Raw genomic sequence first — 16497 nt, forward strand, 5'->3', positions numbered from 1 at the left:
TATGAGCGAAGAGGGGACGAATCCGCCGGTGAGACGATATTTCCTATCCAACGTGGGGCTTGCGGCCCCCACTCGTCTAATGTCTTCCCCCTCTCCTGTCTCGACGTTAAGCGGCGTGTGGCTGCCGATGGCGCTATTCGTCCTCCTAGGAGGGTGTGATGGGATGGACGTGTACAGCGGCGGCGGACGGATCTACGCAGGAGGGCAGAGCTTCGGGGCGGCCATTGCTCTCGATGGGAACGTGTCCATGATCACGGCCTCTAGCTCTGACGAAGCCTTCGTGCTTCGTCGCGACGGTGATCGGTGGGCGTCCGAGGCCCAACTCCTTCCCCCTAGTGGAGTGCCAGATGATGAGCGTTCCGGCGAGGGTATCGTCTTTGGCTGGGCTGGTGATGTGGAGGGGTCAGTCGCCATCGTCGGTGCACCAGTTCTTGGTGCCGCCGCCCGATCTATCCCCGGCCGGGCGTACGTGTTTGAGCACAGGGGCGGTGACTGGGTACGCACAGCTGACCTTCGGGCCTCTGACCCATCTCTCGGTCGCCTGTTCGGGAGGGCCGTCGCAGTCTCGAAGGGTCGTGTGGCAGTCGCTGCGGGAGCAGCTACGACACTCGTCTCGGAGGATCTCGTCGAGCCAGCAGCCGTCATCCTCTACGAGCGGTTGGGAGAGAGTTGGGCTGAGGTGTCTCGGGTTGAGGAAACGGAGTACGAACGGCCCACAGGACTTGGAGGAGGCTCGTTCTTTGGGTCGGGCCTCGCGCTAAATGGCGACCGACTCGCAGTCGGGTCGCCCGGTCAGGACGTCGGGGGCGTCCGGGGCGTTGGAGCCATTCGGGTCTACCAGTGGACGGGGGAGGCGTGGGCGCTCTCAGACGTTCTCTCCCCTCCCGCACTTCGCGAGAACGACGAAATGGGCAATGTCGTCGCGCTCGACGGCCCGGTTCTCGCGGCCGGAGTATCTGGCCGCGATGTTGGAGGCGGCATTGGAGGCGGCTCCGCGTTCGTGTTTCGCAACAGTGGGGGAGGGTGGACAGTCGAGGCCGAGCTTCTCCCAGTTGGCCTTACCTCTCGCAGCATCTACGGGTATTCCATCGCTGCGAGTGGAGATCGGGTTGCCGTCGGGGACGTGGCCCGAGCAGAGGATCGAGGTTCGGTGTTCGTGTGGGTCCGCCGTCCGTCGGGAGAGTGGGAGATGGAAGCCGAACTATGGCCGTCGGGACTTGGAGGTGGCTCTGCGTTCGGAGAGAGCGTAGCGCTTGAAGGAGATCGGCTTATGGTGGGAGCAGTCGGAGCCGGAGGCGCCGAAGGGGGCGCCTACGAGTTTCAGCGGGGTCCGGACGGTTGGGTGCAGGTCGGGGGTTAGGAATAAGTCTGGTGCATTCCCTTGGAGGCTGTTTCGATATACAGCAAAACAGCTCATTGCATTTTGGGATGTGTTTTCCTTTACAGGAAAACGGGAGGCCTCCTCCAGCGCCTCCCCCGACGCCTTCGCAGTCGGCCTCCGTCCACCAGAAGAGCATGACGAGGCCCGTCCGCCACTGGTCCAGGTAGAAGCGGTGCGCGCCGACGCCGCCCAGCAGGAGGGCTAGGAGCGTCGCCGTCGGCTTGCTGGAGTCCGCCCGTCGGTCCTGCGCCGGCCGCGCCGCCGCGGCACGCGCGGCTGCCGGGCGCCGCACGCGGGGCAGTCGCGGGCGTCCGCGTCGGCGGCCTCCCCGCACGCGTAGCAGAACCTCTTGACGGCGACGGCCGCGGGCGGGGTGGCGGCCCGGTCGCGCCGGGCGGGGGGCGCCGACCGGCGCGACCGGCGGAGGTCCCAGCGGCGGCCGCCCGCCCGGCTCGGGTCGGGGCCGAACGCCTGCGCCTCGAGCTCTTCGGAGGAGAGGCCGTCGAGGTCGTCGTTTTCGAAGTCGGTCGTGGGCACGGCGGGGCGGGGTGGGATGGCAGGGTACGCGCGGCCGCGCGCACCTGCCCTTCGGATTCTGGCCGCGCGGGGTGCACCGGCCGCGGCCGCCCCGCCCAGACTCCGCGAAGCGGGCGGGGTGGGAGACCCGGGCCGCCCCGCCCGCGTTGGGGCCGCATGACCGTGCCCCGCCCCGCCCCGCTCCTGGCCGCCGGCCTGCTCCTCTTCGCGCTCGGCTGCGACGACGCCGCCGACGGCGTCCGCGCGTCGGTGTCGGTCGCCGAGGCCATGTCCGGCGACACGACCGGCTACGCCCGCGCCGACCGCGTCCGCGCGTTCTCGTTCCCCGCCGACCACGGGCCGCACCCGGCGTTCAAGGCCGAGTGGTGGTACGTGACCGGCACGCTCGACGCGGCGGACGGGACCGACCGGCAGTTCGGAGTCCAGTTTACCGTTTTCCGCTCGGCGCTCCGCCCCGACACGGCCGCCGCCGCCGAGCGGTCGTCGGCGTGGGCGACGGACCAGCTCTACATGGCCCACGTCGGGATCGGGGACGTGGCCGGCGGGCAGTTCTACTCGTTCGACCAGGTCGCGCGCGGGGCCGCCGGGCTCTCCGGCGCCACGGCCGACCCGGTCGCCGCGTTCGTCGGGGCGGTCCGCCTGGACCAGGCCGGGCCGCTCGGGGCGGGCGGGGCGGTCCCGCTCCGCGTGCGCGGAGCGGCCGAGGGCGCCTCGTTCGACTTGACCGCCCGGCCGGTCAAGCCCATCGTGTTCCAGGGCGACCGCGGGCTGAGCCAGAAGGGGGCGGGGCCGGAAAACGCGAGCTACTACTACGCCCAGACGCGGATGGCGACGACCGGGACGGTGACGCTCCCCGACGGCGAGGCCGTCCCCGTCGAGGGCCTCACGTGGCTCGACCGCGAGTGGTCCACGTCGGCGCTCAGCGAGGGGCAGGTCGGATGGGACTGGTTCGCCCTCCACCTGGACGACGGCCGCGACCTCATGCTCTACCAAATCCGCTGGGACGACCCCTCGCGCGCCCCGCTCGGCGACGGCTCGCTCGTGGGCGCCGACGGGACGAAGCGCCGCCTGAGCGCGGCCGACTTCTCGCTCGAGCCGCTCGAGACCTGGGAGAGCCCGCGCGGCGGCGCCTACCCGGTCCGCTGGCGCGCCCGCGTGCCGAGCGCCGGCCTCGACCTCACGGTCGCCGCCCCGCTCGACGACCAGGAGCTCGACGCGACCGTCCGCTACTGGGAGGGCACGATGGACGTGTCGGGGACGGTCTCGGGGACCGGCTTCCTGGAGATGACCGGCTACGCCGACGGCCTCGACGGGAGCGCCCGGCCGACGCCCTCGGGCCGCTAGACTCCGGGTCGGTACGGGGTACTCGGTACTCGGTGCGGGGTACGGCTCCCGGAGGCCCTTCTAGGCCCGTTCCCTGGACCGCTCGCGGGGGCGGGGCGGGAGACTCCGCCGCCCCGCCCGCTCGTCTCCGCCGTCCTCTTCGGCGGGCGGGGCGGGCTCAGCCACGCGGATGTCGGTGAGCGAGCCGCGGATGTCGGTGAGCGAGCCGTGGACGTCGAGGACGACCTCGAACCGGGCGCTCGCCTGGAGCACGCGGCGCGCGAGGCCGTCCGGGTCCCGCGCCCGCCCCGACAGCACGTCGAGGACGAGGGCGATGACGGAGAGCGGGGCGAACAGGACGCCGGCGAGCCCAGCCGCCCACAGCTTGAGGTTGTAGGCGAGGACGTCGGAGACGGCGGAGCGGTCGGCCACGGTGGGGCGGGGTGGAGGCTCGTCCCCTACGTGCCCGCCGCGCCCCCGAGTTACAGAACTCAGCGGGCGGGGCGGCTACAGGCGGACGCGCTCGACGTCGGCGGCCGTGACGCGGACCGTGCCGCCGTCGACGAACCGGGCCTCGGCGTCGGCCGGCACGCGGACGAGGTCGAGGGGCGCCCGCCGCGGCCGGCCGTCTAGCGCCTTGCGGATCGTCGCCTCGTGCGGGGCCAGCCGCTCGTCCCACCGCGCGAGCGCGAAGTGCGTGTCGGGGAACCGCTTGAGGAGCGACCGCCACTTGGCCGCCGACACCTTGCCGGCCTCGCCCCAGAAGACCGGCTCGGGGTCGCCGTAGGCCAGTCCGCCCGGGGGCGGGGCGAGCTGCACGAGGTCGGGCTTGTACGTGTCGCCGATGGGCACCTCGACCCGCATCTCGGGGTACTCGGGCAGGTAGAGCGCCCACAGAACGGCCTTCATCAGCACGTGCTCGATCGACTCCCCGCGCTTCTTGACGAGGACCAGCTTGCGGAGGCCGGCGCCGTCGGAGGCGCGGAGCGTGAGCGTCCGGCGGAGGGCGAGGTCGGAGGGCACGGAAGAGGGGTTCGGGGTTCGGGAGGCCGGATTTGTTCCGCCCCGCCCGGTGGCGGACGAGAGGGAGCGGCAAAGGACGCCGCCCCGCCCGGCACCGGTGCTCACCCCGCGTCCTGCGAGCGGGGCGGTTCCGAACGGCGCAGACAGCGCCCGCCCCGCCCCGACCTCGCGCGTTGCGGGCGGGGTGAGAGACCATCGCTGCCCGCTACGCCAGGTCCAGCCCGTCCGCGAGGCCCCGGAAGCGTTCGGCGAGGTCCATCCGCTGGTTCTGGAGCCGCGCCACCACGTCGCGCCGGCGCGCGCGGACCCGGCGCACGCGGACGGCCCGCCGCGTCTCCTGGACCAGCTCGCCCCACCGGAGCGCGAGCGCCCCGCCGACGGCGCTCAGCACGAACACAGCGAGGCCGGCCAGGAGCGGGGCGTCCGGGAGGGCCGGGAACAGCGCGTGCAGCCGCGCCGCGCCGACGCCGGCCAGGACGCCCGCGACGACCCACGCGAGCGGGTACAGCACCACCCCGCCCAGGAGCTTGATCGTCGCCGTGTCCTTCTGCGCCGCCGCCAGCCGCCGCGCGAGCGCGTTCAGGAGCAGGAACGGCGGCCCGTTGACGACGAACCCGAGGAGTAGGATCGGCGGGAGGAAGAGGACCACGAGCACGGCCTGGACCACGAACAGGACGGCCAGGAGCGGCGACGCCACACGCGGCGCCCGGTCGAGGTCAGCGTCGTCGAGGCCGGCCGCGCGGAGGAGCCGATCGTAGGTGGCCGTGTCGCGGCGCAGGGCCTCGACCTCGGCCGGGTGCGACGCGCGGCGGGCGTGGTAGCCCTCCCACACCATGCCGAAGCCGCGCGACCGCTCGCGGAACGAGGCCCGCCGCGCCCGGACCCCGTCGCGGAGGTCGTCCTCGGCCCGGAGCAGCGCGTACGCCCGGTGCATGAGCCGGTGCGTCGCCCAGTCCTCGGTGGGGCGGACGGCGTCGACGAGCGCGCCCTCGATCCGGTCCGTCAGCGCGCGCACCGGGTCGTCGAATGAGTTCAGGCCGCGCACGTCGAGCGGCCGGTGGAAGGCGACGGCGGCGTCTGACCGCCACGCGTCCTTCCGGTCGTAGTGGAGCCCCACGGGGACGATCACGGGCGGAGCAGCGGCCCCGTCGCGGGCGACCTGCGCCTGGGCCTCGAAAAAGAGCCGCGCCGCGCCCGTCTTGACCTCGGCCAGGTGCGGGTCGTCGTGGCTCACGCCCTCGGGGAACAGAGCGGCGAACGAGCCGGCGGCCACGCGGTCGGCGAGGGCGGCCAGGCTCTTCGCGTTCGCCGCGCGCCGGGCCTCGGGGTCGCCGCCGTCCTGGGCGCGGTAGATCGGGACCGTCCCCAGCCCGCGCATGAGCGCCCCGAGGACCGGCCACCGCAGGAGCCCGTGGCGCGCGCCGAACACGACCTGCCCGGGGAACGTGGCCACCATGAGCGCCGGGTCGACGATCCCGTTCGGGTGCCACGCGACGAGGAGCCCGCCCCGCCCCGGCGGCACGTCGGCCAGCCCCTCGACCCAGACGCGCCGGAAAAACACAGCGACGAGCGCGCGGACGACGGCGCGGAGCGCGCGGTACAGCGGGGGCGGTCCCACAGGGCGGGGCGGTGGTGCGGGGGGAGGATACTGAGGGAGGTAGAGCAGGTAGAGCAGCGGGCGGGGCGCCGAAAAGTTCTGTGCGGCTCCCGCCCCGCCCGGTGGCGCGAGCGGGGCGGGCACCTTGCTCTCTCCGCTCCTACCCTCCCTCCGGCCACAGCCACGCCGCGCCGCGGACGCCGCTCGAGTCGCCGTGTGCGTTGCGGACCACGCGCGTGCGGACCGTGTCCGAGAACACCCACGGCGCGAGCCGCTCCGGCACGCGCGCGGCGAGGTCCGGCAGGTTCGACATCCCGCCGCCGAGGACGATCACGTCCGGGTCGAGCACGTTCACCACCACGGCGAGCCCGCGGCCCAGGCGCTCGGCGTAGCGGTCGAGCGTGGCCTGCGCGTCGGCGTCGCCGCCCTCGGCCGCCGCCACGACCTCGGGCGGGGTGGCGGCCCGGCCCGTCGCGCGCTCGTGGTCGGCCGCCAGGCCCGGCCCCGAGAGCCACTTCTCGACGCACCCGCGCAGGCCGCAGTAGCATGCCGGCCCCGGCCGCTCGGCGTCGCGCGGCCACGGGAGCGGCGTGTGGCCCCACTCGCCCGCGATCCGGTTCGGCCCGACGAGCGGGCGGCCGCTGACCACCACCCCGCCCCCGACCCCGGTCCCCAGGATGACGCCGAAGACGACCTCGGCGCCAGCCGCCGCGCCGTCCGTCGCCTCGGACAGCGCGAAGCAGTTGGCGTCGTTCATCACGCGGACCTCGCGGCCGAGCCGCGCGCCCAGGTCGCGGTCGAACGGGCGCCCGTTGAGCCACACCGAGTTCGCGTTCTTGACGAGCCCGTCGCGGTCGACCACGCCTGGGATGCCGACGCCGACCGTGCCCGCCCCGCCCGCCTCGTGCTCGACGGCCTCGACGAGCGCGCCGACGGCCTCGACGGTCCCGTCGTAGTCGCGCGGCGTGGGCACGCGGCGGCGCACGCGCTCCGCCCCGCCCGCGCCCAGCGCGAGCGCCTCGATCTTGGTCCCGCCCAGGTCGACGCCGATTCTCATGAGCGGGGCGGGGCGGGTTCGTGAGGGCGGACGGGCCGTTCGGGCGGGGCGGAAGCTACGGGCGCCCACCCCGCTTGGGCGGAACGGGCGCCGCGCGCCGGCGAGGGCGGGGCGGTTGGGGAGCCGCTGCCCGCCGACTACTGACTCACTGGCCCGCCGCCCTACTCGCTCTCGAGCGCCGCCTCCTCGGGGTGCCCGTTGTGGACGAGCAGCGTGGTCCCGGCCGCCGCGACGAGCGCGTTCAGGCCCTCGCCGTAGCCGTCGTCGTCCGGCCGCGGCATCCCGAGCACGGTGAGGTCGGCGCTCCGGCTGTGCTCGGCGAGCACGTCGGTAAACGGACGGTCGGGGTCCGTGCGCACGACGACCTCGACCTCGGCCTCGACGCGGACCGCTTCGAGGAGCGCCTCGGTGTCGGCGCGGACGCCGTCGGCGGCCTCGGGCCGCCCGACCATGCGGAGCACGCGGAGCGCGGCCCCGTCCCAGTCGCGGTGGCGGACGGCGAGGTGGGCCAGGAGCAGCATGAGGTCGCCGTTCCCACCCCGCCCGCCCCACCACACGTGGACCTCGCGGCGCTGCCCGAACCCCCGCTCGGCGTCGACGTGGAGGAACAGGGTCGACTTGGCGAGGTCGGCAAAGTCGCGGAGCAGCCGCATCTGGAGCGCCCGCCCGTCGGCCGTCCGGCTCCACCCCAGGACGACCGTGTTCGACTCGAGCCGGCCGATCCCGTGGGCCTGCGCGACCGCCACGGCGCCGGCCCGAAAGTCGGAGACGATCTGGGCCTCGGCGAACGCGGCCATCCGGTGCTCGCGGATGTAGTCGCGGATCCGGTCCTGGGCCTTCTCGCGGAGGGCGGGGCGGCCGCGGTCCTCCACCCCGCCCGTGATGAGCTGGCTGAACGTGACCACGCCGCGGCCCAGGCTCAGCCAGTCGGCCAGCGCGACGAGGTGCTCGCGGTTGTGGGGCTGCCCGGTGAACACCATGAGGTTGGGGCGCCAGTTGCGGGCGCCGCCGGCGTCGCGGCGCTCCAGCTTGAGCAGCGCGAACCGGGCCAAGGACGTCCACACCCCGCTCCGCACGTCGCCCCAGGTGTCCACCGTCTCCCGGCGGCGGAGCGCGAAGTAGATCCCGTACGTGACCACGATCGCCGCGACGGTCGCCGGGGCGTTGATGAGGAACATGGCCCCGTAGCACCCGAGCGCGCCTAGCGCCGGCACGAAGGCGCGGACCGCGAACGTGGGCCGGAAGCTCGGGTTGCCGACCGCCTTCTCGATGGCGGCCACGAGGTTGACCATCCCGTACGTGTTCAGGAAGAACATCGTGATGACCGGGGCGACCACGTCGAGGTCGCCCGCCCAGATCACGCCGACCGCCACGAGGCCAGTGATGAGGACGGCCGCGCGGGGCTCGGTCGGGCTCCCCATCTGCGAGGCCATCCACCGCGGGACCACGCGGTCGCCGGCGACGGCCTGGAGCGTCCGCGGCGCCGCGAGCACGCTGCCCAGCGCGCTCGACAGCGTCGACGCTGCCACGCCGGCCAGGATGAGGATGGGGACCGCCGAGATGTCGGCCATCGCGCCCGTGTTCTCGACCAGCTCGGTCGCCGTAAAGTGCGTCGCGAACCAGATGGCCGCCAGCACATAGACCACGAACGTGACGCCGATGGACAGGATGGTCCCGCGCGGGATGCTCTTCGACGGCTCCTTGAGGTCGCCCGAGAGCGAGATGCCGACCTCGATGCCCGTGACCGCCGGGAAGAACACGGCGAACACGACCCAGAACGTCACGCCGTCCGTGTAGGCGCCGGCCGTCGCCGGCGCCGAGATGTCGCCCCAGCCGCCGGCGAAGAACGAGACGATGGCGGCGACGAGGATGGCCAGGATCCCGAACTGGATCTTCAGCGCGAAGTCGGCCCCGACGTAGGCCACGACGACGAACAGCAGGGCCACGCCCGTCGCCAGCAGCTGCGGGTCCAGCCCGCCCATGAACGGGACGGCCGCCATCGCCTCGACGAACCCGATGATGTAGAACGCGACCGAGATCGCCTGCGACAGGTAGAGCGGGATCCCGATGGCCCCGCCGATCTCGAGCCCGAGCGAGCGCGAGATGAGGAAGTAGTTGCCCCCGGCCTTGACGTTCATGCTCGTCGCGATCGACGAGAGCGAGAGGCCGGTGAGGAACGAGATCGCGTTCGCCAGCACGATGATGGCGAGCGCGCCGATGAGCCCGGCCTGCCCGACGACCCACCCCGTCCGCAGGAAGAGGATGATGCCGAGGATCGTGAGGACGTTGGGCGTAAAGACGCCTGCGAACGTGCCGAAGCGGCCTGCGGCCGGAGGAGCCGAGCGATCTGCCATCAGTTGGGGGAGAGCCGGCGCGCATGGTACCGCCGCCCCGCCCCGCCCGCGACCCTTGGGCGGGGTGGGCGACGCGCCCCGCCCCGGGAGCTCCCCCCGTCCGTGCGCCCATCGCGCCGGCTCCGCCGTCTCTCAACGGGCGCGCGGACTGTCCCCCTCACGTGTACGGCCAAAGGCCGCCGCCCCGCCCGTACAAAGCGAGGGCGGGGCGGCCCGCCGTGGAGCCGCCCCGCCCGGAGCGAACCCCGCCCGCGTGCGCGGGCGGGGTGGTCTGGAGCTACGCCTGCGCCTTCAGGTTCTCGTACGCCCCGATCACCTCGCGGACGTGCTCGCCCGAGGCCTTCATGTCGGCGGTCTCCTTGTCGTTCAGGTCGAGCTCGACGATCTCCTCGACGCCGCCCCGCCCGAGCTTGACCGGCACGCCGATGAACATGTCTTCGAGCCCGTACTGGCCCGTCACCCAGGCCGCGCACGGGAGGACGCGCTTCGAGTCCTTGACGATGGCCTCGACCATCTCGGCCGCGCCGGCGCCCGGCGCGTACCACGCGCTCGTGCCCATGAGCCCGACGATCTCGCCGCCGCCCTTCTTGGTGCGCGTGATGATCTCGTCCAGCCGCGCCTCGTCGATGAGGTCGGTCACGGGCTGCGAGCCCACGGTCGTGAACCGCGGGAGCGGCGTCATCGAGTCGCCGTGGCCGCCGAGGAGCATGGCGTTGATGTCGCGGACCGACACGCCGAGCTCCATCTTCAGGAACGCCCGGTAGCGCGCCGTGTCGAGGATGCCGGCCATGCCCATCACGCGCTGCGACGGGAAGCCGGACTCCATGTACGCCACGTACGTCATGACGTCGAGCGGGTTGGAGACGACGATGATCGTCGTGTCCGGGCTCTGGTCGACGACGCTCCGCGTGACGGACGAGACGATCTCGGCGTTCTTGGCGAGCAGGTCGTCGCGGCTCATGCCCGGCTTGCGCGGGAGGCCGGCCGTGATGACGGTGACGTCGGAGCCCTTCGTGATCGCGTAGTCCGCCCCGCCCTCGATGACGGTGTCGAACCCGTGGATGGGGGCGGCCTCCATGAGGTCGAGGGCCTTGCCCTGCGCCACGCCCTCGTTGATGTCGACGAGGGCGATGTTCTGGACGATGTCCATTCGGGCGACGCACTCGGCGACGGTCGCGCCGACGTTTCCGGCGCCTACAACAGTGAGCTTCATGGGGAGGGGGATCTGTGAGGGGAAAGGCGTGGGACGCGGGCGGGGCGCCCGGCGTTCGCCCGCGCCGTCAATATGGGGGCGGGGAGGGCGGGGCGGCGCCCCCGCGGGCCTCGGATTCCGGGCGAAGACGGCCGCCGCCGCCGACGCGCGAGACGGGGGCGGGGCGGCGTTCGTACGCTGCCCCCGGACCCCGCCCCCGCCCTATGCCGACCGCTCCCCGCCCCGCCCGCTCCCTGCTGCCCCTCGCCGCAGCGCTCGCCCTCCTCGCCGCCCCGCCCGCCACGGCGCAGGACCTCCCGGACGCGCCTTCGGCCCGGCCGGTCGCGCTCGACGCGAGCCGCCCCACCCCGGCCGGGCAGCCCCGAAACGTGGTGCTCATGATCGCCGACGGGTTCGGCCCGGCCTCGGCCACGCTGGGGCGCGCGGCGAAGGGCGCCCCGCTCGCGCTCGACAGCGTCCTCGTGGGGACCGCCGAGACGTCGGCGACGGACAGCCGCGTGACCGACTCGGCGGCCGGCGCGACGGCCTACTCGTGCGGGATCAAGACGTACAACGGCGCGATCGCCGTCGACGCCGACGGCGCCCCGTGCCGGACGCTCCTCGAAGCCGCCGAGGACCGCGGCATGGCCACGGGCCTCGTCGCGACCAGCCGGATCACGCACGCCACGCCGGCCTCGTTCGCCGCCCACGTCGCGCGCCGGAGCGAGGAGCCCGAGATCGCCCGCCAGATGGCGGCGTCGGGCGTCGACCTCCTGTTCGGCGGCGGCCGCCGGTTCTTTACCGCCCCGCCCGAGGGCGCCGCGGCGCCGGCCGGCGCCTGGGGCGGGGCGGGGGGCACGCTCGCGACCGACCGCTCGGGCTACGACGCCATCGATCGGCTCCCGGCCGCGGCCCTCCTCGCCGACTCGCACCTGGCCTACGAGATCGACCGCGACGAGACCGACCAGCCGGCGCTGGCGGACATGGCCGTGAAGGCGCTCGACCTGCTCGCGGCGTCGCCCGACGGCGAGGAGCGCGGGTTCTTCCTCCTCGTCGAGGGCAGCCGGATCGACCACGCTGCCCACGGCAACGACCCGGCCGCGCACCTGGGCGACATCCTCGCCTACGACGACGCCGTCGCCGCCGTGCTCGCGTGGGCCGCCCGCGACGGGAACACGCTCGTGGTCTCGACGGCCGACCACGAGACGGGCGGGCTCACGCTGGGCCGCGACGGCGTCTACGTCTGGGACCCCGCCCCGCTCCTGGCCGCGACCGCCAGCTTCGAGCGGATGCGCGAGCGCGTGGCCGACGGCGAAGACGCCGCCGCCGTTTTGGAAGAGGGCACCGGCGCCCCGCTCCCCGAGGGCGCCGCCGACGCCGCGCGCGGGGCCGTCCGTGCCGAGGACACCGCGGCGCTCGCCGCGCTCGTCACCACGATCGAGTCCGAGCCGGCCGGCGTCGCGTGGACGACCAGCGGCCACACGGCCGTCGACGTGAACGTCTACGCCTGGGGGCCGGGGGCGGGGCGGTTCCGCGGGGCCATGGGCAACGACGCCGCTGGCCGGGCGCTGTTCGAGGCGCTCGGACTAGACCGCGAGTAGGCGCCCGGGCGGGGCGGGCGCGTGAAGATTGGCGCGCCCGGGCGCGGCCTGACACCGCCGGGCGGGGTGGGCGTTGAGGGCGGCCGCCCCGCCCTCCGGTCTTCTCCCGCCCCGCCCGTGCTGCCCGACGTCCTCGCCCTCGTAGGTGGCCTCGCGCTGCTCGTCGCCGCCGCGAGCGCCCTCGTCCGCGGCGCCGCCGCGCTCGCGCTCCGGCTCGGGCTCACGCCGCTCGTCGTCGGGCTGACCGTCGTCGCGTTCGGGACGAGCGCGCCCGAGCTGGTCGTGAGCGTGCAGGCGGCGCTCGCCGGGGCCGGCGGGATCGCCGTCGGGAACGTGGTCGGGTCGAACGTGGCGAACATCGGGCTCATCCTGGCCGTCGCCGTCCTGGTCCGCCCCATCGCGTCGGACCCGGCGCTGCTCCGGCGCGACCTCCCCGCCCTCGTGGCGGCCACGGCGCTCGCGGTCGCGCTGCTGTGGGACCGCGCGCTGGGGCGGGGCGAGGGGACCATGCTCCTCGTCGGGCTCGTGGCCTACCTCGTGTGGAGCGTCCGCACGGCGCGGCGAGAGCAGGCGGCTGTCGAGCTTCCGGTCGCGGCGCCGGCCGGGCCGGCGTGGCGCGACGCGCTGTTCGTCGTGGCCGGCTTGGGCGGGTTGGTCTGGGGCGCCGACCTGTTCGTGGGCGGGGCGGTCCGGCTCGCCGAGGCGGCCGGCGTCTCGAACGCGGTCATCGGGCTGACGGTCGTGGCCGTGGGGACGAGCCTGCCGGAGCTGGCGACGACGGTCGTGGCCGCGGCGCGCGGCGAGGGCGAGATCGCGGCGGGGAGTGTGGTCGGGTCGAACCTGTTCAACCTGCTCGGCATCCTCGGCGTGGGCGCGCTCGTGGAGCCGCTCGTCGCCCCGGGCCTCCGCCCGGTCGACCTCGCGGTAATGGCCGCGTTCACGGTCGCACTCGTCCCGATGATGCTCAGCGGGCGCCGGCTCGTCCGCGCCGAGTCGGGCGTGCTGCTGGCGGGGTACGTCGGCTACATGGCGTTCCTCCTGCTCCAGCCGGTCTGACCGCCCCGTCCACGGTCGGGTCGGGGCGGTCTGCAACGGGCGGGGCAGCGGCGTTGCTACAGGGGGCGCCACGGTTGGGGCGGGGTGGCGTAGTCCGTCTGCACCACGCGGGCGGGGCGGGCCGGCGGTACGCTGCGCGCGTTCTATCACCCCGCCCATGACCCGGACCCTCTCGCTTGCCGCCGCGCTGGCACTTCTCGCGGGATGCGCCTCGACGCGGCCCGCCCCGCTCACGTCGTCCGAGGGGCGGGCCGAGGTCAACGCCCGCGCTGCGGGACGCGTCGCCACCGTCCGCCTCGGTGGCGAGAGGCCGCGCGAGGTCCGCGCCCTCCGCGTCGGCCCCGACACGACGATCTGGGTCGACCGCCTGACAGGGGAGGCGGGCGCCGCGCCGACGGCCGCCCTGTCGTCCGTGTCGGTCGAACGGAGCGGGGCGGGGGGGCGGCTCCTGAAAGGGGCGGCCATCGGCGCCGGAGTCGGCGGTCTCCTCGGCGCCGTCTACGGGGCCACAGACGGCGGGGGATGGGTCTCGTTCACGCCCGTCCAGGCCGGAGCCGCCTTCGCTGTGAGCGGCGCCGTCTACGGCACGCTCGTCGGTCTCGTCGCCGGCCGCCGCGACGTCTACCGCCCCGCCCCGCCCGAGGCCGTCGTAGCCGCCTCGTGCGGCGGCCTCCCGCTCGCCTGCGCCGCCCCGCCCCGGCGGCCGGTGCCCGGGGCGGGGTGGACCCAGCGCTCCGATCCACCGACCCGCTGATCCACCGACCCACCGGCTCAGCGCCGCCGCTTCGCGCGGGCCGTCGGCGTGGCTTCCAGCGGGTTCTCGGGCCAGTGGTGCTTCGGGTAGCGCCCGCGGAGGTCCTTGCGCACGTCGAAGTAAGCGTCGCGCCAGAACGACGCCAAGTCCGTCGTGACCTGGGCGGGGCGGCCGGCCGGGCTCAGCAGGTGCATCAGCACAGGCAGGCGGCCGCCGAGCACGCGCGGCGTCGCCTCCAGCCCGAACACCTCCTGGAGCCGGACGGCCAAGACAGGCGCCTCGGGATCCGAATAGTCGAGGGGGCGGACCGACCCGCTGGGGACCGTCACATGGCTGGGCGCGAGCCGGTCGAGCGCGGCGCGCTCGGCGTACGGCACCTGCGCGAGCAAGGTCTGCCCGAGGTCGAGCCGGCCCAGGTCCGAGAGCCGCTTCATGCCCGCGAGGTACGGCCCGAGCCACGCGTCGAGGCCGTCCAGGAGCGCGTCGTCGGACACGTCGGGCCAGACGTCGCCCAGGTGGTGGTGCAGAAACGCCAGCCGCTCGCGGAGCCGGCGCGTCTCCTTCGACCACGGCAGCGCCTCCACCCCGCCCTGGCGCACGCCGTCGACGAGCGCGGCCGTCACGAGGTGCGGGGGCGGGGCGGCGAGCGGCGCGCTTCGCAGGACGACCGCGCCCAGCCGCGTCACGCGCCGCGCGCGCACGAGGCCGGCGTCAGCGTCCCACTCGACGCGGTCCTCGGTCACGATTTGATCGGCGAACAGCTCCTCGACGTCGTCGGCCGAGAGCGGGGCGGCCAGGAACACGCGGGCGCCGCCGTGGCGGTCGTCGAGGTCGCCGACGGCCAGGAACGGCTGGTCGGCGAGGGGCTGGTCCGGGTCGAGCCGCGCTGCGCGGCCCTCGCGGAGCCGGTAGCGCGCGCCCTCCGCCGAGTCGGCCACGCGCTGCGCCACGCGGTCGGGGTAGGCGAGGGCGAGGAGGCGGCCCACGGCGTCGAGGTCGCCGGCCGCCCCGCCCCGGCCGGCGCTCCACGCCTGCCGCCACCGGCCGGCCTCCTTCCGTGCCCGCGCGAGCGCGCCGCGATCGAGCCGCGCGCCCCGGAACGAGAGCGTCTCGCTCCCGCGCAGCGCCTCGACGCGGAGGCGGGCGTCGACGTCGGGCACGCGCGTCTCGTAGCGGAACGGGTCGCGCTCGCCCAGGAGCCCCACGAGGTCGGCGGCGAGCGCGGCCCGCCCCGCCCCGCGGGCGCGGACGGCGAGGTGGGCGAGGCGCGGGTGCATGGGGAGCTCCGCCAGCGTCCGGCCGTGGTCGGTGAGGGCACCGGCGGCATCGAGGGCGTCGAGCTCGCGGAGCAGCTCACGGGCCGCCTCGTAGGTGGCCTCGGGCGGGGCGTCGAGCCAGGCCAACTCGTCCGGCGTTGCGCCCCACGCCGCCAGGTCGAGCGCGAGCGGGGCGAGGTCGGCCTGGAGGATCTCGGGCGGGGCGAAGTCGCGGAGCGCGGCCTGCTCGGTCTCGCTCCACAGCCGGTAGCACACGCCGGGCTCGGTCCGCCCCGCCCGCCCGCGCCGCTGGTCGGCCTCGGCGCGGCTCACGCGGACCGTTTCGAGCCGGCTCATCCCGCTGCCCGCGTCGAACCGCGGCCGCCGCGCGAGCCCGCCGTCGACGACCACGCGGACGCCCTCGATCGTCAGGCTGGTCTCGGCGATCGACGTGGCCAGCACCACCTTGCGCGTCCCGGGCGGGGCGGGCGCCACGGCCGCGTCCTGGTCGCGCGCCGAGAGGTCGCCGTAGAGCGGCGCCAGGCGGACGCCCGGCGGCAGCGTCCCCTCCAGCGCCCGCGCCGCGCGGCGGATCTCGCCCGCGCCCGGGAGGAACGCGAGCACGCTCCCGGGCTCCTCGGCCAGCGCCCGGCGCACGGCGTCGGCCACGGCGTCCTCGACGCGCCCGCCCCGCCCGCGCCCGGCCGCCGCGTTCGGGCTCCCCAGGTAGTGCGTGGTGACGGGGAACGTGCGCCCCTCGCTGGCGACGACCGCCGCGTCCGGCCCGAGCAGCCGCGCCACGCGCGCGCCGTCGAGCGTCGCGCTCATAACCACGACGCGGAGGTCGGGGCGGAGCAGCGCCTGCGCCTGGAGGCACAGCGCGAGGCCGAGGTCGGCCTGGAGCGAGCGCTCGTGGTACTCGTCGAACACGACCACGCCGACGGGGCGGGCGCCGTCCACGAGGGCGGGGTCCGCGAGCAGCCGCCGCGTCAGGATGCCCTCGGTGACGACCTCGACCCGCGTCCCGCGCCCGACCTTCGACTCGCCGCGCACGCGGAACCCGAACCGGCCGCCGGGCCGCTCTCCCACCTGCTGCGCGAGCCGCCGCGCCGCCGCCCGCGCCGCGATCCGCCGCGGTTCCAGCATCACGACGTCGCGGCCGTCCAGCCAGTCGGCGTCGAGGAGCGCGAGCGGGACGCGCGTGGTCTTGCCCGCGCCGGGCGGCGCCTGGAGCACGGCCGCCCGCCCCGCCCCCAGCGCGGCCACAAGCTCCGGCAGCACGGCGTCGACGGGGAGGGCGGGGTGGGGGAGCGAGCGGGGCACGGGGGGAAAGAGGGGAAGAGGGGAAGAGGGGAAGAGGGGAAGA

General features: G+C 75.0%; 13 protein-coding genes and 1 pseudogene. 5 read left to right on the forward strand and 9 right to left on the reverse strand.

Going from position 1 to position 16497, the window contains the following annotated elements; translation table 11 throughout:
• A pseudogene (locus RM540_RS15280) lies at positions 1–1360 on the forward strand (hypothetical protein); the annotation flags it as partial.
• Here the strand turns inward: RM540_RS15280 and RM540_RS16440 are convergent.
• Both RM540_RS16440 and RM540_RS15285 read right to left on the reverse strand, forming a co-directional pair.
• Entirely contained in the window at positions 1269–1673 is a 405-nt protein-coding gene (locus tag RM540_RS16440; protein ID WP_349256335.1) for an NINE protein, read from the reverse strand. The pseudogene RM540_RS15280 and the gene RM540_RS16440 overlap by 92 nt on opposite strands.
• Complete coding sequence (locus tag RM540_RS15285; protein WP_311665697.1) at positions 1583–1918, reverse strand: hypothetical protein; 336 nt, start codon at positions 1916–1918, stop codon at positions 1583–1585. Before RM540_RS15285 ends, RM540_RS16440 begins: the two co-directional genes overlap by 91 nt.
• Before the next feature lie 156 nt (positions 1919–2074).
• Between RM540_RS15285 and RM540_RS15290 the strand changes: the two genes are divergently transcribed.
• Positions 2075–3262 (forward strand): lipocalin-like domain-containing protein, encoded by a 1188-nt coding sequence (locus RM540_RS15290; protein WP_311665700.1) that lies wholly within the window; start codon positions 2075–2077, stop codon positions 3260–3262.
• A gap of 60 nt (positions 3263–3322) precedes the next feature.
• Here RM540_RS15290 and RM540_RS15295 read toward each other — a convergent pair whose 3' ends face one another.
• From RM540_RS15295 to mdh, 6 genes are all read right to left on the reverse strand, one after another.
• Entirely contained in the window at positions 3323–3673 is a 351-nt protein-coding gene (locus tag RM540_RS15295) for a hypothetical protein (protein ID WP_311665702.1), read from the reverse strand.
• A gap of 75 nt (positions 3674–3748) precedes the next feature.
• Positions 3749–4264 carry a hypothetical protein gene (locus RM540_RS15300; RefSeq protein WP_311665704.1) on the reverse strand — a complete coding sequence of 172 codons (516 nt, stop codon included), beginning with the start codon at positions 4262–4264 and terminating at the stop codon, positions 3749–3751.
• A gap of 205 nt (positions 4265–4469) precedes the next feature.
• Entirely contained in the window at positions 4470–5882 is a 1413-nt protein-coding gene (locus RM540_RS15305) for a 1-acyl-sn-glycerol-3-phosphate acyltransferase (RefSeq protein ID WP_311665706.1), read from the reverse strand.
• A 139-nt stretch (positions 5883–6021) separates the two neighbouring features.
• Complete coding sequence (locus RM540_RS15310; RefSeq protein WP_311665708.1) at positions 6022–6918, reverse strand: ROK family protein; 897 nt, start codon at positions 6916–6918, stop codon at positions 6022–6024.
• A 161-nt stretch (positions 6919–7079) separates the two neighbouring features.
• Complete coding sequence (locus tag RM540_RS15315) at positions 7080–9272, reverse strand: APC family permease (RefSeq protein ID WP_311665710.1); 2193 nt, start codon at positions 9270–9272, stop codon at positions 7080–7082.
• 277 nt (positions 9273–9549) lie between these two features.
• The gene (gene mdh, locus RM540_RS15320) at positions 9550–10485 is read right to left on the reverse strand and encodes a malate dehydrogenase (RefSeq protein ID WP_311665712.1); all 936 of its coding nucleotides are present in this window, start codon (positions 10483–10485) and stop codon (positions 9550–9552) included.
• A 203-nt stretch (positions 10486–10688) separates the two neighbouring features.
• Here mdh and RM540_RS15325 point away from each other — a divergent pair, with 203 nt between their 5' ends.
• From RM540_RS15325 to RM540_RS15335, 3 genes are all read left to right on the forward strand, one after another.
• Positions 10689–12065, forward strand: coding sequence for an alkaline phosphatase (locus tag RM540_RS15325; protein ID WP_311665714.1), 1377 nt, complete (start codon positions 10689–10691; stop codon positions 12063–12065).
• A 117-nt stretch (positions 12066–12182) separates the two neighbouring features.
• Entirely contained in the window at positions 12183–13121 is a 939-nt protein-coding gene (locus tag RM540_RS15330) for a calcium/sodium antiporter (RefSeq protein ID WP_311665716.1), read from the forward strand.
• A 157-nt stretch (positions 13122–13278) separates the two neighbouring features.
• Positions 13279–13875, forward strand: a complete 597-nt coding sequence (locus RM540_RS15335) for a hypothetical protein (protein ID WP_311665718.1) — start codon at positions 13279–13281, stop codon at positions 13873–13875.
• A gap of 17 nt (positions 13876–13892) precedes the next feature.
• Here RM540_RS15335 and hrpB read toward each other — a convergent pair whose 3' ends face one another.
• On the reverse strand, positions 13893–16454 hold the full coding sequence (gene hrpB, locus RM540_RS15340) for an ATP-dependent helicase HrpB (RefSeq protein ID WP_311665720.1): 2562 nt from the start codon (positions 16452–16454) through the stop codon (positions 13893–13895).
• Positions 16455–16497: the final 43 nt, after the last annotated feature.

It is taken from the genome of Rubrivirga litoralis, assembly GCF_031846415.1.
Classification (GTDB): domain Bacteria; phylum Bacteroidota; class Rhodothermia; order Rhodothermales; family Rubricoccaceae; genus Rubrivirga; species Rubrivirga litoralis.